This window comes from Leifsonia xyli subsp. cynodontis DSM 46306 (genome assembly GCF_000470775.1).
Lineage (GTDB): Bacteria > Actinomycetota > Actinomycetes > Actinomycetales > Microbacteriaceae > Leifsonia > Leifsonia cynodontis.
The window spans coordinates 773,654-796,432 of the sequence record NC_022438.1; the positions used below are offsets into that span (position 1 = coordinate 773,654).

A 22,779-nucleotide genomic window follows, 5' to 3' on the forward strand; every position below is an offset into this window, starting at 1 on the left:
GTCCTCCACGCGAGAAAGAAACCGGTGGATCTCACCCTCATCGTCGTGCTGGTCATTGCGCTGGCTCTCTTCTTCGACTTCACCAACGGCTTCCACGACACCGCCAATGCGATGGCCACACCGATCGCCACCGGCGCGATGCGGCCGAAGGTCGCGGTCGCGCTCGCCGCGGTGCTGAATCTGATCGGCGCCTTCCTCTCCACGGAGGTCGCGAAGACGATCTCCGGCGGCATGATCAACGAGGGGCCGGGCGGTGTCCTGATCAAACCGGAGCTGATCTTCGCCGGCCTGGTCGGCGCGATCGTCTGGAATATGGTGACCTGGCTCTTCGGCTTGCCGTCCTCGTCCAGCCACGCGCTGTTCGGCGGTCTGATCGGAGCTGCGATCGTCGGCGCCGGTCTCGCCTCCGTCAACGTCCTGGTCGTGGTCGAGAAGGTCATCCTGCCCGCCCTGATCGCCCCGCTCACGGCGGGCATCGTCGCCTACGCGGCCACCAGACTCGCCTATGCCGTCACTCGTCGCTACGACGGCCGGCCGGACGGTCGCGGCGGCTTCCGCTACGGCCAGATCTTCTCCTCCTCCCTGGTCGCCCTCTCCCACGGCACGAACGACGCCCAGAAGACGATGGGCGTCATCACCCTGACGCTCATCGCGGCCGGCCTCCAGCCCACCGACAGCGGGCCGGAGCTGTGGGTCGTCGTCGCTTGCGCCCTCGCCATCGCCATCGGAACGTACTCCGGCGGCTGGCGCATCATCCGCACCCTCGGCCGGGGCCTCACCGAGGTCAAACCGGCGCAGGGCTTCGCCGCCGAGACGAGCACGGCGGCCACCATCCTCGCGTCCAGCCATCTCGGCTTCGCCCTCTCGACCACGCAGGTCGCCTCCGGCTCGGTGATCGGGTCCGGCCTCGGCCGCCGCGGCGCCTCGGTGCGCTGGGGCACCGCCGGGCGGATCGTCATCGGCTGGGTCATGACGCTGCCCGCCGCCGGAATCATCGGTGCTGTCGCTGCGCTGATTGGTTCGGCCGGCCCGGTCGGCATCCTCATCGACGCCGTCGCCGGCACCGCCGTGGTGGTCTTCATCTTCTGGCGCTCGCGCCGCAGCCGGGTCTCCAGCGAGACCGCTGTCGAGCCTGCGCCCGTGCAGGGGCAGAGCGAGGTCGCCGCCTCCGGGCGGATCGTCAAGATCCGGAAGGTCAAACCGCTCAAGAAGGACACCAGCGGGAGGAAGAGCGCATGAGCGCCGCCCTCCAGTTCCTCACCGTCTTCGCCGCCGCCCTCTTCGGATCGTGCGTCGTCGTCGGTTTCTACTCACTCGGGACGCGTCTGCTCGCCGTCGCCGGCCGCGGGCTCTTCGTGGAGCCCGCCGAGTTCACCGACGCCATCACCGTGATCACCCCGGAGGAGGCCGCCAAGGCCCAGAAGAAGGCGGACAAGGCCCGGCGCAAGAATCCGCTCAGCGACGGTCAGAAGCGGGCCGCCCTGAGCGGGGCCTACGCTTGCTTCGCGGTCTGCGGCCTCGCGGTGCTGTACGGGCTGTACCTGATCATCCCGTACTTCCAGGGCTGACCGCTCACGCTGTCCCGCGTACACGCGCGATCGCGTTCATGACGTGGTAGACGACGATCGCCGCGAGGGCGCCGAGCGCGATGCCGTTGAAGGTCAGCTGGCCGAGGTTCAGCGTGACGTCGCCGATGCCGACGATGAGTGCGGTCGCCGCGGTGAACTGGTTGACCGGGCGGGAGAAGTCCACCTTGTTGTCCAGCCAGATCTTCACGCCGATGATGCCGATGAGGCCGTAGAGCGCCGTGGTCACGCCGCCGAGCACGCCCGCCGGGATGGTGTTGATCACCGCACCGACCTTGGGGGAGAGGCCGAGCAGCACCGCCACGATGCCCGCCACCCAGTACGCCGCGGTGGAGTAGACGCGGGTGGCCGCCATGACACCGATGTTCTCGCAGTAGGTGCGTCGTCCCCGAGCCACCGAAGAATCCCGCGACCGTGGTGGCGACGCCGTCGGCCATCAGAGTGCGGCCGGTGAGTCGGTTGACCGACGGATCGGTCAGCTGCGCCACCCCGCGGATGTGGCCGACGTTCTCGGCGATCAGCACCAGCACCACCGGCAGGAAGGCGGGCAGGATCGCCCGGGTCGCCGACGGCTCCGCGAACGGATCGGCCGGGAAGGCGAACGGCGGCAGCCCGACCCAGGGCGCCGAGGCGACTTTGCGGAAGTCGACCTCGCCTGCGAGCACGGCGAAGAGGTAGCCGACCGCGACGCCGAGGACGATCGAGAGCCGCCCCAGCATCCCCCGGAAGAGCACGCACGGTACACAGGATGATCGCCGCCAGCGTCACCAGCGCGGTCACCGGGGCCTGCATCACATTGTTCTTGGCGGCCGGAGCCAGATTGAAGCCGATCAGCGCCACGATCGCACCAGGCGACCACCGGCGGCATGAGCGAGTCGATCCAGCGGGTGCCCGTCACGACGACGACCAGGCCGACGATCGCCAGCAGCACGCCCGTCGCGACGATCCCGAACAGCGCAGACGGCATTCCGTGCGCCGTTGTTGCCGCGACGATCGGAACGATGAACGCGAACGAGGAGCCCAGGTAGCTGGGGAGCGTGTTGCGCGTGATCAGGAGGAACAGGATGGTGCCCACCCCCGAGAACAGCAGTGTCGTGGTCGGCGGGAAGCCCGTCAGCAGCGGAACCAGGAACGTCGCGCCGAACATCGCGACGATGTGCTGCGCACCCAGGCCGATCGTGCGCGGCCACGTCAGACGCTCGCCCGGCAAGACGATCTCGTGGGCGCCGACGGCGCGGCCGTCTCCGTGCAGCTTCCAGGGCAGGGCCATGCTCGTCCTTCGTCGTGTGGGAATGGGCTTGAGGCATTTAAGATTTAAGCTTGTCGCGAGCGCATCGCGCCGCAGCTGTCCTGCGTTCAGCCACCAACCCCTCCGAGATACTATGGGAGACGACCATTTCCGCACCGACCTCCGCACCCGAGCCGATGACTCGCGGCCGCTTCGACCGGTTCTTCGAGATCAGTGCGCGCGGCACCACCTGGGCGACCGAGGTGCGCGGCGGTGTACTGACGTTCGTGACGATGGCGTACATCGTCATCCTGAACCCCCTCATCCTGAGCGGGAACCCCGATGTCACCGGCCACTCGCTGCAGAGCCAGCAGGTCGCCGCCGTCACCGCGCTGAGCGCCGGCGCGATGACCCTGCTGTTCGGCCTCGTCGCCCGGCTGCCCTTCGCCTTCGCGGCCGGACTCGGCATCAACTCGTTCCTCGCGGTCAATGTGGTCGAGGTGCTCAGCTGGCAGGAGGCGATGGGCCTCGTCGTCGTCAACGGGCTCCTCATCGTGCTGCTCGCCGCCACGGGTCTGCGCCGCCTCATCTTCAACGCGGTCCCGCCGCAGCTGAAGACCGCCATCACCGTCGGCATCGGCCTCTTCATCGCCTTCATCGGTTTCGTGGACAGCGGCTTCGTGCGCAGCACCGACAGCGCCTCCCCGCCCGTTCAGCTGGGCGAGTCCGGCTCCATCGCCACGCTGCCGACCGTCGTCTTCCTGATCGCGCTCATCGTCATGGGTGTGCTGATGGCCCGGAAGGTCAAGGGCGCGCTCCTCATCGGCATCGTGGCGGCCACCGCGATCGCCGTCGTGGTCGAGGCCGTCTGGCACCTCGGACCGTCCCTCGGCGGCAAGAACCCGGGCGGCTGGAATCTCACTGTCCCGCAGCCGCCGACCTCGCTCGTCAGCCTTCCCGACCTCAGCCTCGTCGGCCAGTTCGACCTCGTCGGCTCCCTCGGCCGCATCGGCGCGCTCTCGGCGATCATGCTCGTCTTCACGCTCGTCTTCACCAACTTCTTCGACGCGATGGGTTCCATGACCGGCCTCGCCCGCAGCGCCGGCCTGGCCGATGAGGATGGCACCTTCCCCCGGCTCCAGCCTGCGCTCATCGTGGAGGGTGTCGGAGCCGTGGTCGGCGGCGGTGCCTCTTCGTCGTCCAACACGGTCTTCGTGGAGTCTGCCTCCGGCATCGGCGAGGGCGCCCGCACCGGGTTCGCCAGTGTCGTCACCGGCGCGCTGTTCCTCCTCGCGATGTTCTTCACGCCCCTCACGAACGTCGTCCCCTCCGAGGTCGCCGCCGCGGCGCTCGTCATCGTCGGCGCCCTGATGGTCATGCAGATCCGCCACATCGACTTCGGCGAGTTCTCGAGCACGCTCCCGGTGTTCCTGACCATCATCGTGATGCCGTTGACCTACTCCATCGCCAATGGCATCGGCGTCGGTTTCCTCAGCTGGGTTCTCGTCCGCTCGCTTTCGGGCAAGGCACGGGAGATCAGCCCGCTGCTGTGGATCGTCGCGGCCGGGTTCCTCGTGTACTTCGCGCGCGGGCCGATCGAGGCGCTGCTCGGGTAGTCTGCCCCATCCTGGGCGAGTGGGCCGGAAGCGGGAACCCGTTCGCGTTCCACTGACATTTCCGCGCCTGCGACAATGGAGGGATGGAACCCACCCCTCTCGTCCGGCCGCGCAGCTACGTCGTGCGCGGGCGGAAGACCGACGCCCAGGAGCGGGCGATCGCGGAGTTCTGGCCGGCGTTCGGCGTGGACTTCGACGGCGGCCCGCTCGACCTCGACGCGCTCTTCGGGCGCACCGCCCCCAGGACGGTCGAGATCGGCTTCGGGAACGGCGAGAACCTGCTCGCCCTCGCCGAGCGGCACCCCGAGCGGGACGTCCTCGGGGTCGAGGTTCACGGCGCGGGCGTCGGGCGTGTGTTCGCGGCGATACGCGAGCGTGGGCTGTCCAACATCCGGGTGATCCGGCACGACGCGGTCGAGGTCTTCGAGACCGGGCTCGCGGCCGGAAGCGTGGCCGATGTGCTCCTCTTCTTCCCCGACCCGTGGCCGAAGGCCAGGCACCATCGGCGCCGGCTCGTCCAGCCCGATGTCGTCCGGCTGTTCGCCCGCGCGCTCGCCGCCGACGGCGTCCTGCGGCTCGCGACCGATTGGGAGCCTTACGCCGATCACATGCTCGCGGTTCTGGACGCCGAGCCTGCTCTCGTGAACGTCGCCGGGGCGGGCGCCTTCGTCCCGCGCCCCGAGGCGCGCCCGGTCACCAAGTTCGAGCGCCGCGGCCAAAACCTCGGCCACACCATCTTCGATCTCGAATACCGCCCTCGCCCCTGACCCCCTCCTCGCCCCTCCCCCGCAGGAAAGGGAGGAGACCCCTCCACATCACCCGGCCTCATCTCCTCCCTTCCCTGCCACGCACGGCGTGTCGAGGCCGGTTCTCCTCCTTTTCCTACCGGGGCAGAGAGGGGGGTGCGCGCCCCCGTCGCACCCGAGGCGCCCTGCGTTCGCGCCGGAGTCCGGTGTTTCCGGTGGATCGGCGCACAGCCTCCGCCTGCCTCGCGTGGATCGGCGCACGGCCTCCGCAGGGGTGCGCGGCATCGGCGCTGCGGGCGTTCAGCCCCGGGAAGGTTATATGCCGACGTTGGTGAGGCCGACACGCTCGGGTGGCTGTCGTCCTGCGCCACGAGCAAGGATCGTTTCGCGCCCGGACTGCTAGGCCGGAGGGCGGCATTCTGTACAGCGTGTCGAACATTGTCTGGAATACTGGACGCGGTGTCGAGTCCACCACCCTGATCGAGCGGTAGAGTCGCAGTGCGGGCGGGCACGAAACCGCCGGCGCAGAGACAGCATGCCACCGCACAACGAGAGGCGACAGAGCCAAACGTGGACCCCGCAACGACGATGGATGAGCACCACACCCAGCACCCGGCCGCGATCGACGCATCGGAGAATGTGTCCGATGTGCCGGACCCGGTCGTCGAGGGCCGCGACGTGCGCGTCGAGACCGATTCGCTGGGCGCCCGCGACATCCCCGCCGACGCCTATTGGGGTGTTCACACCTCCCGGGCGCTCGAGAACTTCCCGATCGCCAAGCGCCCCATCTCCGTGTACCCCGATCTCATTGTCGCCCTCGCGAGCGTCAAACAGGCCGCCGCGCGCGCCAACCTCGAGATCGGTGTGCTGGACGTACACAAGGCCGGCCTCATCGACCGCGCCTGCCAGCTAATCATCGACGGCCGGTTCCACGATCAGTTCGTGGTGGGCGTCATACAGGGCGGGGCGGGCACCTCGACGAATATGAACGCCAACGAGGTCATCGCCAACATCGCCCTGGAACTCGACGGCCACGCCAAAGGCGAGTACCAGCATCTCAGCCCGATCGACGACGTCAACCGCAGCCAGAGCACCAACGACACCTACCCGACGGCGATCAAGATCGGACTAACCTTCGCGCTCGGCCATCTCCTGGACGAGCTGGCGCTGCTCCGCGACTCGTTCGCGAGCAAAGGCTCGGAGTTCCGGCGCATTCTCAAGGTTGGCCGGACACAGCTCCAGGATGCCGTGCCGATGACGCTCGGCCAGGAGTTCAGCGGTTTCGCCACCACGCTCACCGAGGACCACGCCCGCCTCACTGAGACCAAGTGGCTCCTCGCCGAGATCAACCTCGGCGCCACGGCGATCGGCACCGGAATCACCGCGGACGCCGGCTATGCCGCTGCGGCGGTCAAACACCTCAACCTCATCACCGGCCTCCGCCTCGAGACCGCTCCCGACCTCATCGAGTCGACCAGCGATGCGGGCGCTTTCATGTCGTTCTCCGGATCGCTGAAGCGCAGCGCGATCAAACTCTCGAAAATCTGCAACGACCTGCGCCTGCTCTCCTCGGGACCGCAGGCCGGACTTGGCGAGATCAACCTCCCGCCGCGTCAGGCCGGTTCGAGCATCATGCCGGGCAAGGTCAACCCCGTCATCCCGGAGGTGGTCAATCAGGTCGCCTTCGCAGTGGCCGGTGCCGATGTCACCGTCACGATGGCGGCGGAAGGCGGCCAGCTCCAACTGAACGCATTCGAGCCGGTGATCGCCCACTCGCTGCTCCAGAGCATCACCTGGATGGCTCAGGCGTTCCACACTCTCCGTGTCAACTGCGTGGACGGCATCACTGCCAATGAGGAGCGCCTCGGCGCGATGGTCGGTTCCTCGGTCGGGGTGATCACCGCGCTCACCCCGCACATCGGTTACGCGGCCGCGGCCGCGCTGGCGAAATCGGCGCTGCTGACCGGCCGGAACGTGGCCGACCTCGTGGTCGAGGCGAACCTCATGAGCCGTGTGGAGGTCATGCGCCTGCTGTCCCCGGCGCGCCTGTCGGGGCTGGAAGCGATCACGACGGCCATCCCGGTGATCGACCAGGAGATGTGAGGGTGTGCTGGCGGGGACCGGCTCAGCTCGGTCCCGGCCAAACCGGAACAGCGCGATCGTGTCTCGTGCCTGGCGCGGGGCCGTCTCGCAGAGCTGCGAGACGCCCCGGCAGACCGCCAGCCGTTCCCAGGGACTGCGGGCAAGCCGGACGTCGAGGTCAGGTGACCCGGCAGTATGTCGTCAGGTGGCCGATCCCGCCGATGGAGACGGTCACCATCGAACGGTCGTGGAGGAAGACGGGAGGGGTGCGCGAGTAGCCGGCACCGCCCGGGCTGCCGGTCGAGATGAGCGTGCCGGCCGGGATGGTCGCCGAGCGTGAGAGGAATTCGATGATCTCTGCCACCGAGCGCACCATATCGGCGGTGGAAGCGTCCTGCAGGATGGCGCCGTCCACATTGGTGGTGAGCCAGAGATCCTGCGGGTCCGGCACCTCGTCGGCTGTCACCGCGACCGGGCCGTTGGGCGTGAAGCCGTCGAAGGACTTGCAGCGCGACCACTGCGCCTCGGAGAATTGCAGGTCGCGGGCCGTTATGTCGTTCACGACGGTGTAGCCCCAGACATAGTCCAGGGCGTCCTGCGCCGGCACATCCCGAGCCGGTCTGCCGATGATCACGCCCAGCTCTGCCTCGTAGTCGACCTGTGTGGCGAGGTCGCCGGGCCAGGAGGTGGTCCCTCCGTGACCGGCGAGCGAGTTCGGCCAGAGCGAGAACACGGTTGCGGCTTTCTCGCTGCGCAGTTTGAGTTCGGAGGCGTGAGCCGCGTAGTTCGCGCCGATGGCGATCACCTGCGGGGGACGGAGGACGGCCGAGGCGTGGCGCAACTCCTGCAGCGGTATCAGCGGTGTCTTGGTCGTGACGGCTTCCCCCACGAGGGCGCGGACATCGGCAAGCGCTTCCTCTCCGCGTTCGATCAGGTCTTGCAGGTCTCGGGGCGCCTGCGCCATCCTCTCATCGAGGAACAGAGCTTCGTCTCCGATGACGGCGGCCAGCCGCGGTTTCGAGTCGGGTGTTCTGCTCAGGTGCGAGAATCTCACGGTCCAAGGTTATCGGGGAAAACCGTCAGGATACGAAACGCGCGGTCAGGCCAGGGCGCCGCCGGCAGCGCCCTGTGCCGGATCGGGACGCTCCTCCTCCCACCGCCGTCGCGCCTCCCACCGCCGCCACGGCGACTCGTCGGGCAGATGCAGTCGCAGGGTCCCGAACGCCCAGCGCAGCCGCCGCCCCAATCCGCGCCAGGTCGAGAACGGTCGCGCGGAGATGCCGACCGTCAGCCGCTCGTCGAAGCGCACGGCCACGCCCGGGTCGAGATGGAACGCGAGGTCGAGGTCGTCATGCACCTCCCGCAGCGAACGGTGTACCCGCTCGCGCACGCCCCACCACACCGAACGGCGCATCGCGAAGCTGGAGCCGAAGATCGGGGGATGCCCGAGCCAGATCCCCATCGTCCAGAAGTACGCGCCGATGTAGAGCAACTGCCCGAGTCCCGCGACGAGGACCCTGCCGTCATAGAACACGCCCGGCCCCGTCAGCACTCCCGTCTCTGGCGAGTCGGCGAACGCCGCCTCGATGTGCAGCAGCCAGTCTGCCGGCGGGCGGGAGTCGGCGTCCAGCCGGGCGATGATGTCGCCGCTCGCCGCATCGTAACCGGTGGCCGCCGCCGGGAAGATCCCGCGCACCGACTGCTCCAGGAGGCGCGCACCTCCGGCCAGGGCGACCGCGGCGGTGTCATCGCCGCTGCCGTTGTCCACCACGATGATCTCGTCGGCGGGTCGCAGCTGGGCGGCCAGATCGGCGAGGCAGCGCGAGAGCATCTCGGCGTCGTCCAGCGCGGGGATCACCACAGTGATCGAGGGCACAGCGTCTTTCCCCTTTCCTGCCGGTGAAGCGCATGTGTGGCCTGTGGCGGAATCCTAGCTGTCGCCGCGGCCGTTGTCGTCCCCGCTGTCGAGGGAGCGCGCGAGGCACGTGCCTCGCGCGGCGGCTGTCCACAGCCGCATCCCGCGTAGCTCCGCCACGGAGCCCACCGCTCGCTGTGCGCGGCGAGCGCGCGTGGCTCCGCGGGCAGCCCGAGGCGCGCCGCACCCTCGCGCAGTGCCAGGTCGCCGGTCGGCGAGGCTGTCGCCGGGACCGCCGGTGGACTCCATCCCCGGGATCGCCCGTGCCGCCAGGAAGCCGAGGAGGGCAGCGCCGTCGGACGGGGCGCGCGCCGGCAGCCGGAGCGAGACAACGGCACCGCCCTGCCCGCTCTGTGCGCTGGCGGGCGTCCGCCGTGCGGAGTCCTGGATTCGCTCCCGGTGTCAGGTGGCACACCTCGGCGATCGTCTCGGTGAGCTGCCGCACGCTCGCGAATCCCGCCGCGAACGCGACATCGGTGATCGGAAGGTCCGTCCCCGTGAGCAGCAGCCGTGCTGTCTGCGGTTCGCCGTACGATACTCATCATGAACGTCATCGACTGGCTCACGGCCGCTCTCGGAGAGGCCGCCGTCGCCTCGGGAGTGCTCACGACCGATCCCGCCCGGCTGGAGGCCGCACGGGCTGATCGTTCCGGATGGGCGGCCGATGGCCTGCCTCTGGCCGTGGTGGAGGCGACCTGGGTGGAGCATGTGCGGTCGACGATGCGGGCGGCGAGCGAATTCCGCGTTCCGGTGGTCCCGCGCGGGGCCGGAACCGGGCTCGCCGGCGGCGCGAACGGGTCCGCCGGGTCGATCGTGCTGAGCCTGGATCGCATGGACCGCATCCTGGAGATCTCGGCCGAAGACCAGCTGGCCGTCGTGGAGCCGGGAGTGATCAACGCCGATCTGAACACGGCGCTGGAGCCGTACGGACTCTTCTTCGCTCCTGATCCCGCCAGCAGGGCGGTCTCCACGGTCGGGGGGAACATCGCCACGAACGCGGGCGGGCTGCTGTGCGCGAAGTACGGGGTCACGAGGGAGGCGGTGCTCGGGCTCGACGTGGTGCTCGCGGACGGACGCCTCATCCACACCGGGCGCCGCACCGTCAAAGGCGTGACGGGGTACGACATCACCTCGTTGCTCGTCGGCTCGGAGGGGACGCTCGGGGTGATCGTCGGCGCGACGGTGCGCCTGCTGCCCTCCCCGGAGGGGCCACCGACGACGCTCGCCGCGCTCTTCCCCGACATGCGTTCCGCCTCCGGCGCGGCCGCGCGGGTGACCGCCTCGCGTCTGCGCCCGGCCATCATGGAATTGCTGGACGCCTCCGCACTGGAGCGCATTGCGGCGCACCTCGGGGAAGCGGCGATCCGTGCGGCGTTCGGCGCTGCCGAGGGCTCCAGCTTTCTCCTGCTGAGGTTCGACGGGCCCTCCGCTCACCCGGACGGGGTGCGGGCCGCCCGCATCGTCGAGGAGGCGGGCGGAACGGTCCGCCTGGCCGCCGACGAAGCGGAGGGGGAGCGGCTGCTGGCGATCCGGCGCGCCTTCCACCTCGCGCTCGCCGCGTCGGGGTCGGTGCTGATCGAGGATGTCGCGGTGCCGCAGTCGCTGATGCCGGAGATGTTCGCCGCGATCGAGCGGATCTCGGTGCGGTACGGCATTCCGATCCCCACCGTCGCGCACGCGGGCGATGGCAATCTGCACCCCAATTTCGTGTACTCGGGCGCGGCGGCGGCGCCGGCGGTGTGGGACGCGGCCAACGAACTGTTCCGCACCGCCGTGCAACTGGGCGGCACGCTGACCGGCGAGCACAGTGTCGGCGTGCTGAAGCGCCGCTGGCTGGCCGAGGAGCTCGGGCCGGACTCCTATGATCTGCAACAGAGGCTGAAGTCGGTGTTCGACCCGCTTGGCATCCTGAACCCGGGAAAGGTGTTCGGGTGAACCGGGTCGCTCGGCCGGACGCGGCCTGGGAACGCCTCGTGCGCTCTGGGTGAAAAGACTCGGCGCCCCGGTGGTGCGGCGATGCCTGCAACTCTCCCGGAGCGTCGAGCTATACCTCCAGGATGCCCCTGGCGCGCCCGGAGCGCAAGACCTTTTGACGCCGGCGGGGGTGGACGGGTTGGATGGGGGTCATGGCAGAGAACACCAACGAGAAGCCTGAGATCGACGCTCCCGAGGTCCCGGCGCCCGAGACGCTGGAGATCGTCGACATCGTCGAGGGCTCCGGCCCCGAGGCGGCCCCCGGTTCCAAGGTCGACGTACACTACCTCGGCGTCGAGTACGATTCCGGCGAGGAGTTCGACTCCTCCTGGAGCCGCGGGCAGTCCATCGATTTCCCGCTCAACAATCTGATCAAAGGCTGGCAGGACGGCATCCCCGGCATGAAGGTCGGCGGCCGTCGCAAGCTGACCGTCCCGCCGGCGCTCGCCTACGGCCCGGCCGGGGGCGGTCATCCGCTCTCCGGGAAGACCCTCATCTTCGTGATTGACCTGCTCGGCGTCAGCTAAGACCCCCGAGACAGACGGACGCTCCCCCGGCCCGGCCGCGGGAGCGTCCGTCTGTCTCGGATGCGATCGGAGGCAGTGCGGTTCCCGCTCAGACCGCCGACCAGCCGCCGTCCGACGCCAGCACGACACCGGTCACGTTGGCCGAGTCGTCGCTGAGCAGCCAGGTGATCGCCGCGGCGAGCTGCTCCGGCTGAGCGACCGGGGGAACCGTGGTCTGCATGATCGGCCCGAGCCGCTCGCCCGCCCACGACGACTGGATCGGAGCCTCGATGTTCGTCGCCACGCCGCCGGGGGCGACGGCATTGGCGCGGACGCCCCTCGGCGCGTAGAGGACGCTCGTGCTCTTGGTGAGGCCGATGACCGCGTGCTTGGAAGCGGTGTAGGCCGCGCCGGCGGCCGAGCCGCGCAGGCCCGCCTCACTCGAGACGTTCACGATCGCGCCGCTGCCGGCCTCGACCATGAGGGGGAGGACGGCCCGGCTGAGCCGCATGATCGCGGTGACATTCACGCTGAACACACGGTCCCAGAGGGCATCGTCGACCTCGGCGGCCGGCAGGAAGCCATCCATGATGCCCGCGACGTTGGCGAGCGCATCCACTCGCCCGCCGCCTCCACGAGCTGGGCGATCGTCTCCTCGCTGCAGACGTCGCCCGCGACGGCCACGAGGTCGAGCCCCGGGTTCTCCGCCACCAGCGCGGCAAGCCGCTCCTTGGAGATGTCGCTGCCGATGACGCGGGCTCCCTCGGCGGCGAGGCGCAGGGCCGTCGCCTTCCCGATGCCGGACCCGGCGCCCGTGACGATGGCTGTCTTGCCGGCGAACCGGGTGGAATCGGTGGTGCTCATCTTCTGTGCTCCTCGTGGGTGTCAATGACATCGATGGTGTCCGATCGGACGTTCCTCTATTTATAGCACTCAGTGCCATAATGAGGAGGCGACTTCGCCGCCATAATGTGGAGGTGAGTTCACCCGCCGAATCCGCGCCGCGCCGCCGGGGCCGTCCCTCCAGGGTGGACCCGGAGCGCATCGCCCTGCTCGCGCTCCGCCGCTTCGCCGCGCACGGGTATGACGCGACGACGATGGATGACGTCGCCGCCCTCGCCGGCGTCGGCCGGCGAACGCTGTTTCGTTACTTCCCGAGCAAACCCGAACTCGTCTGGGGCGGTTTGGAGCCGGTCGTCGAGCGGATGCGCGCCGTCCTCGACGCGCCATCGGCGGGGGAGTCGGTCCGCGACACTCTCGCCCGGGCGTTCACGCGCTCCCTCGACTTCGAGCCCGAGGCCCGGGAAGCGGCCCGCCTGCGCCTGCGTTTGATGGCGTCCGATCCCGAGCTGATCGCGTTCGGCGTCGCCCGCCTGGGCGCCAATCGGGATCTGCTGGCCGATTTCCTCGCCCGTCGCCTCGGCATCCCGAGCGATGGACTCCGCGCCCGGGTGCTCGCCGACGCCCTCAGCTCCGCCCCTTTCTCTGCGCTGCTCTGGTGGGCGGACAATGACGACGGTGCGCCGTCCCGCGCGGCGGTGGAGGCCGTGGACGCGGTGCTGCGCGGCGTGGAACGCTGAGACACGCTCGGGGTTTCGGGCGGGGGACGCATCTGCCGGTCTGGTAGACTCTTCCGGTTGCCGTCCAACGGCCGCGGAGAAAGAGAGCCCAGGCAGAAGGCCCCGGGCACCGCGCAACGAACGAAAGGGATCCCCTTTAATGGCACTGGATGCTGAGACCAAGAAGGCGATCATCGACGAGTACGCTACCCACCCCGGTGACACCGGATCCCCCGAGGTCCAGGTCGCCATCCTGACCCAGCGGATCAAGGATCTCACCGAGCACCTCAAGGAGCACAAGCACGACCACCACTCCCGTCGTGGCCTGCTCCTCCTGGTCGGTCAGCGCCGCCGTCTCCTCGGCTACCTCGCGGACATCGACATCAGCCGCTACCGCGCCCTCATCGAGCGCCTCGGCCTGCGTCGCTAGTCACACGTCCTCGCGGCGGCCCCGGAGGTCGGTCGACGCCGCGAACGTCTGCGGAAACGGGCCGTGATCCTCGGGTGGCGGCCCGTTTCCGCGTCCGGGCATCGTCTCGGAGCCGTTCCGGCTGACGGCGGACTCAGTGGATTTCCCCCCTGCATTCGGATAACAGTATGCGGGAAGATGGGCGCATGCTGCTTTCCCGTCTCCTGTCCGCGGTGACCGCGCTCTACCTCCTGGCCCTCGCGTGGATCACGCTGAACCCGTCCCCGCCGCGACCGCAGCGCAACAGTCTGTTCAAGGGGCTTCTGGCGGCGTTGGCCTCGTCGCCGCTGCTGAGATGGATCGATGGCGCTGTCGTGGAGTTCGCGGCCAACATCCTCCTGTTCGTTCCCTTGGGCGTGCTCTTCACGCTCCGGTTCGGTCTCCGCCGGTGGTGGCTCGCTCTCGCGCTCGGGGCGGCCACGACGCTGACGATCGAGTTCGCGCAGCTGTTCATCCCCGAACGGGTCAGCGACCCGCGCGACCTGCTGGCGAACACTCTCGGCACTGCACTCGGCATCGCGATCGTGGCTGTCATCGCCAGGCTCCGGCGCGTTCGCCGGAGGAGGCGGAACCGGCTCAGCGGTCCCGCTCGCCCGTGAGAATCGCCGCCCGCAGTCGCTCGATCGGCGCTTTGGGGGGTGCGGTCGTCGCTCAGAAGGCCGTTGGTCTCCTGCAGGGTGTCGCTGAACTGGGTGTAGCAGAACCCGGCGAGGAAGTCGCTCTCGCGCACGGCGCCCACGAGGGCGGCGATGCGGTCGGCGAACTCGTCGGCGCTGGCGGCGGTGGAGTAGCCTCAGGCGTCTTCGGCCGTGTACGTCGTCGTGAACGAGATGCCGCCGAAATCGGTCAGCAGGAACGGGCGCTCACCGATCCCCTGATCGTCCAGCGCGACGGCGCGGCTGGCCGGTCCGGTTCCCGAGAGCAGGCGTTCGCGGGCCGCGGCGTCGCGGTAGCGGGCGGAGACGACGGCGGGGTCGGCCTCGTAGTCGTGCAGCGTCAGCATGTCGGAGTCGACGTGCTCCCAGCCGTCGTTCGAGATGATGGGACGGGTGGGGTCGACCGCCCGGGTGAGCGCCGCGAGCACGCGGGCGAACTCGCGCTGCGCGCGGCTGGCGGCGATGTGCTGCACACCCCAGCTCTCGTTGAGCGAGAACCCAGGTCACGATCGGAGGATGCGAGCGGTCGCGCTCGAGGGTGGCCAGCCACTCGCTGGTCGTACGCTGAAGCGCGCGCGGCCCGAACTCGTACGCCCCGGGCGCTTCGCCCCAGACGAGGATGCCGAGGCGGTCGGTCCAGTGGAGGAAGCGCGGGTCCTCGATCTTCTGGTGGATGCGGACCGCATTGAAACCGAGTTCTGCGATCAGCTCGACATCGGCGCGGAGAGCCGACGCGCTCGGGCTCGCGAGGTGGGATTCGGTCCAGTAGCCCTGGTAGAGCACGCTGCGGAGGTAGAGCTGGCGATCGTTCAGCACGAACTCTCCGCCGCGCACGGCGGTGGAGCGCATTCCGAAGTAGGACGCCACGGCATCCCGGCGTCGGCCGTCGGCGTCCAGCGTCACGGTCGCGTCGAGCAGCACGGGGGAGCCGGGGTGCCAGAGCAGTTCCTCGTGGGCCTGGCCGTTGCGCTGCGCGGGGATCGGGATGACGATCTCGGCGCGCTGGTCGGTCACGGTCGCGCTGACCCGGGCGAGCGCCTCACCGTCGCGTCCGATCGCGACGGTGACCGCGGCGGGAGAGGCCGGGCGACGGCTGAGCTCCAGTTCCAGCCGTACCTCCCCGCGGGGGACGTCGGGCGTCCAGTGCAGGGTGCGCAGGTGCAACTCGTCCACGGCCTCCAGCCACACCGGCTGCCAGATCCCGCTGGTGCGCTGGTACCAGATGGCGTGCGGTTCGGGAAGCCACTCCTGCTTGCCGCGCGGCTGCGCGACGTCCAGCGGGTCGTCCTCGACGCGGACGACGATGCGATGGGTCGCGCGGCCGGCGTCGAGCGCGTCCGTGGCGTCGAAGGCGAACGGAGTGTGCCCGCCCTCGTGTTCGCCGAGGAGATGACCGTCGACCCAGACGCGGCAGCGATAGTCGACCGCCCCGAAGCGCAGCATCAGCCGGCGGCCGGACTCGTGCCCGGCGCGGCTCAGCTCTCCCGGCGTGAGGTCCCTGGCGTACCAGACGACCGGGTGGTAGCCGGTGTCGCCGATCCCGGAGAGCTCCGACTCGAAGGGGAAGGGGACGCGGATGCTCAACGGGAATGCGCATGACTCCTGCCAGCGCTCGCTGAGCCCGCTGTCGGTGTCGTCGAAGGCGAACTCCCATTCGCCGTCGAGTTCTGCCCACGCGGAGCGAAGCGCCTGCGGGCGAGGATGGCCACCGTCCAGTGCGGCGTCCCCCTTCAGCGTCTGGAGGACACCCTCCGCGAGCGCGGCCTCACCACCGGGCACTCCCCGCAGTCGAAGCCGCTGGCACAGTACGGCGGCCTCACGGCGACGCGCTCGATCGGACAGTTCTCGACGCTCTAGGTGTGTTTCTCAGGGACGTTGGTCAATCTGCTGATGGGTGGCTGGCTGCCGATGGCGGTGTGGGGCCTGTGGTGATTGTAGGAGTGCAGCCAGGCCGGGAGTGCGTTGCGGCGGGCTGATTCGGAGTTGTAGTGCCGGGCGTATGCCCAGCCGTCGGCGAGGGTGCGGTGGAAGCGTTCGATCTTGCCGTTCGTCTGCGGATGGTAGGGCCGGGTGCGTTTCGGTTGGATGCTGAGCTCGGCGCAAGCGTCGCGCCAGGCGTATGAGCGGTATGCGGAGCCGTTGTCGGAGAGCACCTGTTCGACGGTGACGCCACGGCTGGCGAACCAGCCGACCGCTCGACGCAGAACAGCGATTGCAGTGGCGGCGGTTTCGTCGTCGTGGATCTCGGCGTAAGCGACACGGGAGTGATCGTCGATGACGGTATGAACGAACGCTGTGCCGGTGATCATGTCGCCGGTGATCCCGTGTTTCCCGGTCCGCTTCGCGGTGATGGCCTTGTTCCGCTCTCCCTGGAGACGTCCGACGTAGCGCCAGCCGCCACCGTCGGGGATGTTGCCGAGTTTCTTGATGTCGACGTGGATCATCGATCCGGGATGCTCGTGCTCGTAGCGGCGGGCGGGTTCGCCGGTGCGGACGTCGACGTGGCTGAGCCGATTGATCCGGCACCGGGAGAGGACCGTGTGAACGGTCGAGGCGGGCATGCCGAGCTGGGCGCCGATACCGACTGGTCCCAGCCGCTTCTTCCACCGCAGATGCACGACCTTGCGGACCAGTCTTCGCGGGGTCTTGTTCGGGCTGTGATGCGGCCGTGACGAACGGTCCAGCATTCCCGCCTCGCCCATCTCCACGTAACGACGAGCCCATCGGTCCGCGGTGCGTCAGGACACTCGGAAGTAGGTCGCCGCCGCAGCAACGGACCAGCCGTCGTCGACGACTTGGCGGGCCAGGCGGAGGCATTCGCGAGGAGTCAAAGCAGCATTAGCGTGGGTCACGAGGACCTCCTAAGAGGTGGTTTCAGTAGTCGGCGTGGCGGTGGTTGTTGTGGCTGGTTAGCGGGGATGCTGGTCGAGTGTCGACGCTTGCTGAGGATCGGTTCATTACGGATATGTTGTGGGAGCGGCTGGAGCCGTTGATTCCGCCTCGGCCGCCTGTGGTCAATGGGCGGGCTGGGCAGCCTCGGGTTCCTGACCGGAAGGTGTTCGCTGGGATCGTGTTCGTGCTGCTGACGGGGATCCCGTGGAGAAGCTCCCGCCCGAGTTGGGGTATGGGTCCGGGGTCACTTGTTGGCGGCGTCTGCGTGAATGGTCCGAAGCGGGCGCGTGGGATGCACTGCGGAAGATCATGCTCGACGAACTCGGCCAGGCTGGCATGATCGACTGGTCAAGAACCTGCCTGGACTCCGTAAGTGTCCGGGCGAAAAGGGGGGCGATCTCACTGGACCTAACCCCACGGATCGTGGGAAACGGGGCACCAAGTACCATGTCCTGACCGACCGCAACGGACTCCCGCTGCATGTGGAGATCTCCGGCGCCAACCGACACGACTCCATGCTCGTGGAACCTGTGTTAGACAACATCACCGCGATCAAGGGCGTCGGCCGCGGTCGGCCCAGACGCCGCCCGGTTATCTTCCACGCCGATAAGGCTTACGACAACCGCCGCGTCCGCTGTTACCTGCGTTGTCGTGGGATCAAGGCACGCATCGCACGAATCGGAGTCGACTCCAAACAGTGACTGGGTAAACACTGTTGGGTAGTCGAACGCACCATGGCCTGGATCCTCGCCTTCCGGAAACTCGCCACTCGCTACGACCGCACCGCCTCAACGATCACGGCGCTCGTCGCTCTAGCAATCGCGATCACCAGCGCCCGCAAACTCACCAAAAACGACTACTGAAACCATCTCTAAAACTGAACTCGCTTTGAGCCTTCAGCTTTCTATTGAGGGTCTGGTACGGGATTCCCGTCTCGTCTGAGATAGAACGCTTCGACCACCCAGAGTCTTCGATAGCCTCTTGAACCTTTCAAGCGCTGGCCTCAGCCACCTCATGATTAATCATGACATCACCTTAATTGACTTATTGATCACTTGTCAAGTGTTGAAATACTCACTTTGATCAACTTGATTGATATGAATGCTGCTATGGTTGACATCATGGACAACCGACAGCGAGCGGATGAGTTCGCCTACTACGTCGCCCTCGAGCTCAAAGGAAAAATCACCAGCCACGGGAAGACCGCCAAGGCCACTGCCGAGGCCATCAGACGACCCACGGCAACCATGAATCGATGGCTAAATGGGAAACTCCCCCTCCCTCTCTCCGTTCTTTGTGAAGCGTGCGAATTCCTGGAAATCGACCCCACATCAGTCGTTCAAAATGCCTACGACAGGCTCGCAATTAGGCGCGGCGAACGAAACGGTAAGCAGTATGACGAAGACTCAAAGCTAATCGCGCTGGAAGAACAACAAGAGCTTGAGAATCTCAAACCATCTGTGTGGTAATTCATAACGCACTCCTTTCTTAACCGGCCCAACAGGCCGGGGTGGCTCATGTGATTGGGTGAGACGGGGTGGGGGAGGGTCAGGCCTAGGCTTCATGCCCTTTGATCGCGTTCATGTACGCGACGACATCCGCCGTGTCATAGACGACGGTCTTGGCGTTCGGCTTCACGTATACCGGCCCACCTTTCGAACCGCGAACACCGGCACGACGAGCCGCCCGCATCTCCTTCAACGACCGCACCGTCATCCCCGGAACCAAGTCACAGACCTGCTCCGGAGTCAGATAGACAGGAACGGCCACCACCTCCGGCGTCACAGCCACGGTCTTACTCACGACGCCACCTTCATGCCGATTCATGCCGACGCACTCGCCTGAGTGGATCGAGGCGCAGGGATGGCGCGGCTGGCACGGCGAGAAACTCATCCAGAGAGAGGCCGAACACCTGAGCGATCTGCTCGACCTCACTGAACTTGAACATGGTCCGGTTGTTCATACGACTGCCGATCCAAAACTGGTCCCGGCCCAGTTCTTCCGCTAGCCACCTCCGAGTCTTCCGTTGGGCCACCAGAAGAAGGCTGATGGCCGAGACCACCCCATCCTGGCTACTCTGATTGGTTTGCATACACCAAGCTTGGCGTGTACAAATAGGCTTGGTCAACACCAAGTCGGCAATTGACATGCAAGTAGCGCATATGCAAAGATCCTACGGTGGACCGCTACCCAGAAATGAGCCCATTCTCTGTCGCCCTCGCAGGGGCCTACAGGGGATTCATGAACGAAGCCCGAGTGACTGGAAAACAGATCGCCAAACAGCTCGGGCGCAATGCTGGCTATGTATCAGAGCGCATCAATGGGAAGCGCCCTTTGGATACGGAGGACGTGGATACGCTTGCCCTGCTTGCTGGAGGCGACTGGACTGGTCAGAACTTGATGATGGAACTCGTACGCCGCGCCAACGCGGCTCAGCATGCTGGGCGGCCAGCCACCCCTCCCAAGGTTCACGCATTGCCGCCCAGCGCAGGAATTCAAGAAAGTGAGGAGAATCCAGCTCTTTCGGCAATCGACGCACGAGAGCGTTTTCGACGAGCACTGGAACATGGCGGATACAGCGGACATGCCGCCGCAAGGGGCGGCCTGGTCGAGAAGCTGGACGATGAGGCCTTGAATGAAATAGCCGACCTTCTCGAAGATGTAGAGAAAGAGCATCGGAACCGATAGCGATGGGATCAACGTCGACCCCCGTTACCCAATTCAACCTGGACTTACCCGAATGCCCCACCTTATAACGACCTGGTTGATGCGGTGTCGGTTCGGGAGGGTAAACCCATATACCTTCGCCGAGCTCGCAGCTTGCGAGGCGAGAAGCCAAGCGGGCTTGTACTCCCCGCCGCCGATAAGTTCACCATTTTCCACTCTCCGCCGCTCCCATCGCTGCACGGCAGCGTCATCGTTTCGCATGAGCTGGCACACATTCTCCTCGGTCACACCAGCACCCCCTGCCACGAGATAGACGCGCTACTCGGCGTCTCCCGCGCACGCGGACTGTTCGATGATCCAGAAGAAAAAACAGCAGAACGGCTTGCGCGTGAAGTCGTGTGATACATCATCGGCGAAAAGACTTACCGTCAGCTATCCGGACTCGAGAGGATATTCCATTGGTCAACATCATCGTGACCGCCTTCATCTGGATCGCGGTCATTATCAACGCATTCCTGTGGCGCACAGCAAGCAGCCATGTAACCTTCTGGGCGCTACTCTCGATCGCGGTCAGTCTTACAATCAAACTTGACCCGATCTATCTACGGATCGACTCTCTGATCGGCAGCGTGAACTACGCCACGCTGATCTCCGACCTGATCCTTCTCGCAGGCATCTTCACCCTCGCGAACGGATTCACCCGCGCGATTTCCGGTGTCACCGCGACTCCGGCTTGGGTTGTCGCACTCGGCATAGCAGTAGGGCTGTTCCTCGTGCTGCTCTTCTTCTCACTGCGGCCGCTCCCTTCAACGACGACATTCAATATCACCTATCGCGCTCAACCGATCGCAACTATCTATACTTGTCTGCTTTTTTCAATAATCGCGACCATTTTCTCCGGCATCGCTTTCATCTGCATTCGTGAGATCGGGAGCCTGCAGAGTCCGATCGCCCGAGTCAGCGCGACTCTTATTATCTTTGGCTGCATCGCCGCAGTGGCGATGTCCGCATCTACCTACTTCATGAATTTCGGGGCTCTGTACGGCATGGTTGGTGCCGCGAAGTTCGGGTTTGTGCTCTATGCCATCAGCCGGCCCCTGACCGTCATCCTGCTCGCTGCGGGAATGGCACTACCGCTGACCGCCACATGGGTGAAACATGCTCGCGAAGATCGCGCATTCTCCATCAGCATCAACCAGTTACGGGCAGCACACCAACGCACCGGCCAAGAGCTCCCCTCCCATGGGACGCCACGCGCGAGGCTCTACGAGATTGTAGTCGATGTCCACGATGGAATCGTTCGTCACGGGGAGACTGTAATCCTGGCAAACACGCCACGTACTGCGCTCGACCGAGCCGAAAAGCTACTCGACGGCGAGAATTCCTCCTGACAAACCGCAGAGACTTTGGCACCCATTCACCCGACGAAACAGCCCACGAGGGCGAAGGTGCAGAAAGAGGCGATCCGTGGCCAGACCACCACTGCAGATTGAAACCTGGGGCAAAATCAGACGGCTCATAATCAACGAGACTCCAACCGCCCGGGCAAAGTACCGCGGTGTGCTCCCCGAACTGGTGCTCGCCTACCAACGGCTACTCCGTCGCGAGCGCGGCAAGGCGGTCCGCTGAATGGCTACGATCACTCCCTATGACACAGCGAAGGGGAAACGGTATCGGGTCAGATACCGGAAGCCCGACGGGTCGCAAACCGACAAGCGTGGGTTCCGCACCAAGCGAGAGGCCGAGCTGTTCGCCGCCAGCGTCATGGTGAAGCGTGCCGCTGGCGAGTACATCGACCCGACCAGGACGCGGGTGACGGTCGAGAGCCGGGCGGTCCCGTGGTTGGCGGGTAAGAAGGTCGCGTTGAAGCCATCAGCGTACAGGGTGTTGGAGATTACCTGGCGGTTGCATGTGGAGCCGCAGTGGGGGAATGTGCAGCTGGTTCGCATAGAGCATTCCGCAGTGCAGGAGTGGGTGACTAAGTTGTCGGCGAAGAGGTCCGCGAGTGTGACCTTGAGAGCGTACGGGATTCTCGCCGGAATCCTCGACGTGGCCGTGAAGGACCGGCGTGTCGTCCACAACGCGGCTCGGGGTGTGAATTTACTACGCAAAGGTAAAAAGGCGCACGTCTACCTCACCCACGAGCAGGTCGACGCGCTCGCGCGGGAGGCCGGCCAGCACGCCACGCTCATCCGCATGCTCGCCTACACCGGTATGCGGTGGGGCGAGGCGTCCGGGCTGAGAGTGAAGCACCTCGATATGCTGCGCCGACGACTACAGATCGATGAGAATGCCGTGAAGGTCGGCAAGGAGGTCATCGTCGGCACGCCGAAATCGCACAAGGCGCGGTCGGTGCCGTTCCCGCAGTTCCTCGCCGAGGGTTTGGCTAAGCAGTGCGATGGCAAGACCCGCGAGCAGCTCGTGGTCGGCGATGGCCGCAATCACATCACGACGCCGGATTGGTCGGGTGGATGGTTCGTCTACGCGAAGAAGCGCTCCGGCGTTCCTATAGAGCTGACGATCCATGATCTGCGCCACACAGCCGCGTCCCTGTCGATCGCAGCCGGCGCGAACGTCAAGGCCGTGCAGCGGATGCTCGGTCACGCCTCTGCGGCCATGACACTCGACGTGTATGGGCACCTGTTCGACGACGACCTCGATACTGTCTCCGCAGCTCTACACAACGCTGTACGTGTTTCAAATGTGGGCAAAAAGTGGGCAAACCGGTAGTCCGAACATGGAGAAGCCCCCGAACCCCTCGTAAAACCGGCGGATTCTAGTGGTCGTTGCAACACGACGATTAGCTGGTAGGTAGTTTAGCGAGGCGCTGGGCTGGGGTTTCCCAGCCGAGCGTTTTGCGTGGGCGGGTGTTGAGTTCGTGTG

At 66.6% G+C, this 22,779-nt stretch carries 20 protein-coding genes and 5 pseudogenes; 16 read left to right on the forward strand and 9 right to left on the reverse strand.

All coding sequences use genetic code 11. The features are described 5' to 3' along the window. Positions 1 to 24 precede the first annotated feature (24 nt). Together O159_RS03670 and O159_RS03675 are read left to right on the forward strand one after the other, a co-directional pair. On the forward strand, positions 25 to 1,239 hold the full coding sequence (locus O159_RS03670) for an inorganic phosphate transporter (protein WP_021754413.1): 1,215 nt from the start codon (positions 25 to 27) through the stop codon (positions 1,237 to 1,239). Beyond that, complete coding sequence (locus tag O159_RS03675; protein ID WP_021754414.1) at positions 1,236 to 1,568, forward strand: hypothetical protein; 333 nt, start codon at positions 1,236 to 1,238, stop codon at positions 1,566 to 1,568. The genes O159_RS03670 and O159_RS03675 overlap by 4 nt, the downstream gene beginning before the upstream one ends. 4 nt (positions 1,569 to 1,572) lie before the next feature. On the opposite strand, the pseudogene O159_RS03680 reads toward O159_RS03675, so the two are convergent. After that, positions 1,573 to 2,856, reverse strand: a pseudogene (locus tag O159_RS03680) (uracil-xanthine permease family protein). A gap of 155 nt (positions 2,857 to 3,011) precedes the next feature. On the opposite strand from O159_RS03680, the gene O159_RS03685 reads away from it, so the two are divergent. The 3 genes from O159_RS03685 (at position 3,012) to O159_RS03695 (ending at position 7,279) form a co-directional block, all read left to right on the forward strand. Continuing rightward, complete coding sequence (locus tag O159_RS03685; protein WP_021754417.1) at positions 3,012 to 4,430, forward strand: NCS2 family permease; 1,419 nt, start codon at positions 3,012 to 3,014, stop codon at positions 4,428 to 4,430. A gap of 83 nt (positions 4,431 to 4,513) precedes the next feature. After that, on the forward strand, positions 4,514 to 5,197 hold the full coding sequence (trmB, locus tag O159_RS03690; protein WP_021754418.1) for a tRNA (guanosine(46)-N7)-methyltransferase TrmB: 684 nt from the start codon (positions 4,514 to 4,516) through the stop codon (positions 5,195 to 5,197). A gap of 567 nt (positions 5,198 to 5,764) precedes the next feature. After that, a complete protein-coding gene (locus O159_RS03695) occupies positions 5,765 to 7,279 on the forward strand; it encodes an aspartate ammonia-lyase (protein ID WP_043993981.1) in 1,515 nt (504 codons plus the stop codon). Between the two features lie 157 nt (positions 7,280 to 7,436). On the opposite strand, the gene O159_RS03700 is transcribed toward O159_RS03695, so the two are convergent. Further along, positions 7,437 to 8,312, reverse strand: a complete 876-nt coding sequence (locus tag O159_RS03700) for a fumarylacetoacetate hydrolase family protein (protein ID WP_021754420.1) — start codon at positions 8,310 to 8,312, stop codon at positions 7,437 to 7,439. A gap of 45 nt (positions 8,313 to 8,357) precedes the next feature. Continuing rightward, positions 8,358 to 9,134: a glycosyltransferase family 2 protein gene (locus tag O159_RS03705; protein WP_021754421.1), complete on the reverse strand. Its 777-nt coding sequence runs from the start codon at positions 9,132 to 9,134 to the stop codon at positions 8,358 to 8,360. A gap of 582 nt (positions 9,135 to 9,716) precedes the next feature. Between O159_RS03705 and O159_RS03710 the strand changes: the two genes are divergently transcribed. Then, positions 9,717 to 11,108, forward strand: coding sequence for an FAD-binding oxidoreductase (locus O159_RS03710; protein WP_021754422.1), 1,392 nt, complete (start codon positions 9,717 to 9,719; stop codon positions 11,106 to 11,108). A gap of 191 nt (positions 11,109 to 11,299) precedes the next feature. Then, the gene (locus tag O159_RS03715) at positions 11,300 to 11,674 is read left to right on the forward strand and encodes an FKBP-type peptidyl-prolyl cis-trans isomerase (RefSeq protein ID WP_021754423.1); all 375 of its coding nucleotides are present in this window, start codon (positions 11,300 to 11,302) and stop codon (positions 11,672 to 11,674) included. A gap of 88 nt (positions 11,675 to 11,762) precedes the next feature. Here the strand turns inward: O159_RS03715 and O159_RS03720 are convergent. Then, positions 11,763 to 12,517, reverse strand: a pseudogene (locus O159_RS03720) (SDR family NAD(P)-dependent oxidoreductase). A gap of 113 nt (positions 12,518 to 12,630) precedes the next feature. Between O159_RS03720 and O159_RS03725 the strand changes: the two are divergent. The 3 genes from O159_RS03725 (at position 12,631) to O159_RS03735 (ending at position 14,280) form a co-directional block, all read left to right on the forward strand. Then, positions 12,631 to 13,233, forward strand: coding sequence for an acyl-CoA-like ligand-binding transcription factor (locus tag O159_RS03725; RefSeq protein ID WP_043993982.1), 603 nt, complete (start codon positions 12,631 to 12,633; stop codon positions 13,231 to 13,233). A gap of 139 nt (positions 13,234 to 13,372) precedes the next feature. After that, complete coding sequence (gene rpsO, locus O159_RS03730) at positions 13,373 to 13,642, forward strand: 30S ribosomal protein S15 (protein ID WP_021754425.1); 270 nt, start codon at positions 13,373 to 13,375, stop codon at positions 13,640 to 13,642. Between the two features lie 185 nt (positions 13,643 to 13,827). Beyond that, on the forward strand, positions 13,828 to 14,280 hold the full coding sequence (locus tag O159_RS03735) for a VanZ family protein (protein WP_021754426.1): 453 nt from the start codon (positions 13,828 to 13,830) through the stop codon (positions 14,278 to 14,280). A gap of 264 nt (positions 14,281 to 14,544) precedes the next feature. On the opposite strand, the gene O159_RS03740 is transcribed toward O159_RS03735, so the two are convergent. Further along, positions 14,545 to 16,116: a glycoside hydrolase family 2 protein gene (locus O159_RS03740; protein WP_021754427.1), complete on the reverse strand. Its 1,572-nt coding sequence runs from the start codon at positions 16,114 to 16,116 to the stop codon at positions 14,545 to 14,547. Here O159_RS03740 and O159_RS13785 point away from each other — a divergent pair. Then, complete coding sequence (locus O159_RS13785; RefSeq protein WP_269078385.1) at positions 16,075 to 16,194, forward strand: hypothetical protein; 120 nt, start codon at positions 16,075 to 16,077, stop codon at positions 16,192 to 16,194. The genes O159_RS03740 and O159_RS13785 overlap by 42 nt on opposite strands. Here the strand turns inward: O159_RS13785 and O159_RS03745 are convergent. Continuing rightward, positions 16,191 to 17,189, reverse strand: a pseudogene (locus O159_RS03745) (IS481 family transposase). The gene O159_RS13785 and the pseudogene O159_RS03745 overlap by 4 nt on opposite strands. A 44-nt stretch (positions 17,190 to 17,233) precedes the next feature. On the opposite strand from O159_RS03745, the pseudogene O159_RS13790 reads away from it, so the two are divergent. Further along, positions 17,234 to 18,092 (forward strand): annotated as a pseudogene (locus O159_RS13790) (IS5 family transposase). A 246-nt stretch (positions 18,093 to 18,338) separates the two neighbouring features. After that, the gene (locus O159_RS03755; protein ID WP_021754429.1) at positions 18,339 to 18,698 is read left to right on the forward strand and encodes a transcriptional regulator; all 360 of its coding nucleotides are present in this window, start codon (positions 18,339 to 18,341) and stop codon (positions 18,696 to 18,698) included. Positions 18,699 to 18,783: 85 nt separating this feature from the next. Here the strand turns inward: O159_RS03755 and O159_RS03760 are convergent, their stop codons facing one another. After that, complete coding sequence (locus O159_RS03760; protein ID WP_144267540.1) at positions 18,784 to 19,032, reverse strand: hypothetical protein; 249 nt, start codon at positions 19,030 to 19,032, stop codon at positions 18,784 to 18,786. 10 nt (positions 19,033 to 19,042) lie between these two features. After that, positions 19,043 to 19,291 (reverse strand): hypothetical protein, encoded by a 249-nt coding sequence (locus O159_RS03765; protein ID WP_144267542.1) that lies wholly within the window; start codon positions 19,289 to 19,291, stop codon positions 19,043 to 19,045. Positions 19,292 to 19,485: 194 nt separating this feature from the next. On the opposite strand from O159_RS03765, the gene O159_RS14400 reads away from it, so the two are divergent. The 3 genes from O159_RS14400 (at position 19,486) to O159_RS03780 (ending at position 22,626) form a co-directional block, all read left to right on the forward strand. Further along, entirely contained in the window at positions 19,486 to 19,917 is a 432-nt protein-coding gene (locus O159_RS14400) for a hypothetical protein (RefSeq protein ID WP_144267544.1), read from the forward strand. A gap of 437 nt (positions 19,918 to 20,354) precedes the next feature. Then, positions 20,355 to 21,287, forward strand: a complete 933-nt coding sequence (locus tag O159_RS03775; protein ID WP_021754433.1) for a hypothetical protein — start codon at positions 20,355 to 20,357, stop codon at positions 21,285 to 21,287. Between the two features lie 238 nt (positions 21,288 to 21,525). Continuing rightward, positions 21,526 to 22,626: a tyrosine-type recombinase/integrase gene (locus tag O159_RS03780; protein ID WP_021754434.1), complete on the forward strand. Its 1,101-nt coding sequence runs from the start codon at positions 21,526 to 21,528 to the stop codon at positions 22,624 to 22,626. Between the two features lie 39 nt (positions 22,627 to 22,665). Here the strand turns inward: O159_RS03780 and O159_RS16980 are convergent. Beyond that, positions 22,666 to 22,758 (reverse strand): annotated as a pseudogene (locus O159_RS16980) (IS5/IS1182 family transposase); the annotation flags it as partial. Between the last annotated feature and the right edge of the window lie 21 nt (positions 22,759 to 22,779).

Excerpts from the sequence above, each read along its gene's own strand:
- O159_RS03675 (WP_021754414.1), top strand. The coding sequence starts at position 1,236 with ATGAGCGCCGCCCTCCAGTTCCTCACCGTCTTCGCCGCCGCCCTCTTC.
- O159_RS03685 (WP_021754417.1), top strand. The coding sequence starts at position 3,012 with ATGACTCGCGGCCGCTTCGACCGGTTCTTCGAGATCAGTGCGCGCGGC.
- trmB (WP_021754418.1), top strand. The coding sequence starts at position 4,514 with ATGGAACCCACCCCTCTCGTCCGGCCGCGCAGCTACGTCGTGCGCGGG.
- O159_RS03695 (WP_043993981.1), top strand. The coding sequence starts at position 5,765 with ATGGATGAGCACCACACCCAGCACCCGGCCGCGATCGACGCATCGGAG.
- O159_RS03710 (WP_021754422.1), top strand. The coding sequence starts at position 9,717 with ATGAACGTCATCGACTGGCTCACGGCCGCTCTCGGAGAGGCCGCCGTC.
- O159_RS03715 (WP_021754423.1), top strand. The coding sequence starts at position 11,300 with ATGGCAGAGAACACCAACGAGAAGCCTGAGATCGACGCTCCCGAGGTC.
- rpsO (WP_021754425.1), top strand. The coding sequence starts at position 13,373 with ATGGCACTGGATGCTGAGACCAAGAAGGCGATCATCGACGAGTACGCT.
- O159_RS03735 (WP_021754426.1), top strand. The coding sequence starts at position 13,828 with ATGCTGCTTTCCCGTCTCCTGTCCGCGGTGACCGCGCTCTACCTCCTG.
- O159_RS03755 (WP_021754429.1), top strand. The coding sequence starts at position 18,339 with ATGGTTGACATCATGGACAACCGACAGCGAGCGGATGAGTTCGCCTAC.
- O159_RS03780 (WP_021754434.1), top strand. The coding sequence starts at position 21,526 with ATGGCTACGATCACTCCCTATGACACAGCGAAGGGGAAACGGTATCGG.